The following is a 1,503-nucleotide window of genomic DNA, read 5'->3' as shown; positions in this document are numbered from 1 at the left end:
GCGCTTCAGCTCGGCGTTCTCCTTCTTCAGCCGCTTCAGCTCGGCCGACTCCTCCGTCGTCGTGCCCGGCCGGGTGCCGGTATCGATCTGGTCCTGCCGGACCCACTTGCGCAGCGTCTCGGTCGTGCCGATGCCCAGCTTCTGGGCGACCGCTTTCATCGCGGCCCACTCGGTGTCGTACTCCGGCCGCACCTCGGCGACCATCCGCACCGCACGACGGCGCAGCTCAAGCGGGTACTGGGAAGGACGTGCCATGACTCAATCCTCTCAAATGATCGAGTCCCTACCGAACCCGGAGCGGTTCAAAGCGCACCTGGACACTCCAGGTCCGTCCCAGCACTGGCGGGACGGACCTGATCTGCCCGCAGTGCGGCCGCATCCCGGCCACGTCCGGGTCCGCCGCGACGCGAGCCGTCATCGTGAACCACCTGGCCCTCCACGCCCGTTCCGAACCGCTCCCCGCCCACCTGCGCACCTGCAGGTGCGGCGAGCACGGCTGCCGTTGGCACCCGCGTCACCGCGGCTGCAGCGGACCAATCGCCCTGCTACTCGCACGGAGCGCGGGCGGTCGCATCTGGCGCCTGACGGATGCGTGCCGGGCTTGCGCCGCTGCCACCGAACACGCCGCCACGGTTCCCGAGCCCCGTAGCGTCGTCGGGGTCGTCGAAGAAATGACCAGCAGCCTCGTGGAACTCTTCCCAGCCAAAACCGGGGACCTCGTTGAGGACGGGCCTTGCTGGCAGGACTGAGCGCTGTACGGATAAATCGGCGCATCCGCGAGACGCCCCACGGCTTCCGGCCCGATCATGAACAGCATCGGAAACCTACCCGTGACTGTCTCAAGCCTGCTCATCATCACTGCACACAGACTGGGATGCCAGCACCTCGACGCGGAGGCCACGTGGAGCCCGGAACCGCAACCCAACTGATCACCGTAGGGGCAACCCTGGGCGGTGTAGTGCTCACACTCCTGGCCAACGCGTCCCTGGAGCGACGCAGAGCCCGCGACACCCGCGCCCTCGAGGCGATGCGCCTGGAGGGCGAACAGGGCCGTTGGCTTCGCGATGAACGCCTGAAGGCCTACTCCGCCCTCTCCCTCGCAGGTGAAGAAGCACTGCAGTTCATACGATCCGAACTGCCCCGCCTCATCGGCCCGGAGGCTGCCGCTCATCGCCCGGAGACCGAAGCTCGCTGGCAAGAGCTCAGAACGCAGCTACGCAAGGCCTACAATCACGTGGCTCTCTTCGGCGCTGATCACGCACGTGAGGCCGGACTGCGCATCTGGCGGACCGCCCGCAACGGCGGCAACGACATCCTCCGCGACCTGGACTCCGGCGCCGCATCCGCCTCAGACCACCCGGTCCTCAACGAACGGATCCGCGCTCTCAGTAGCTGTTGTCGTTCCGATCTTGAGGGGTGGGTATCGAACGGGAGTCTCGATTGGGTGGTGGCGGGGTGCTCGGCGCATACGAGTAGGGCCTCCTGAACAGCTCGTTGGTGTCG

2 protein-coding genes are annotated in these 1,503 nt (G+C 67.1%); one reads left to right on the top strand and one right to left on the bottom strand.

The window, feature by feature from the left end; all coding sequences use genetic code 11:
* Positions 1 to 255: transposase (locus tag AC3EUJ_RS37110; RefSeq protein ID WP_431969399.1), on the bottom strand; the 255-nt coding region annotated here is incomplete at its 3' end.
* Positions 256 to 901: 646 nt separating this feature from the next.
* On the opposite strand from AC3EUJ_RS37110, the gene AC3EUJ_RS37105 reads away from it, so the two are divergent.
* Entirely contained in the window at positions 902 to 1,486 is a 585-nt protein-coding gene (locus tag AC3EUJ_RS37105; RefSeq protein ID WP_431969397.1) for a hypothetical protein, read from the top strand.
* Positions 1,487 to 1,503: the final 17 nt, after the last annotated feature.

The organism is Actinacidiphila sp. bgisy160 (assembly GCF_057707815.1).
This window is presented reverse-complemented; position numbering and strand designations above follow the sequence as displayed.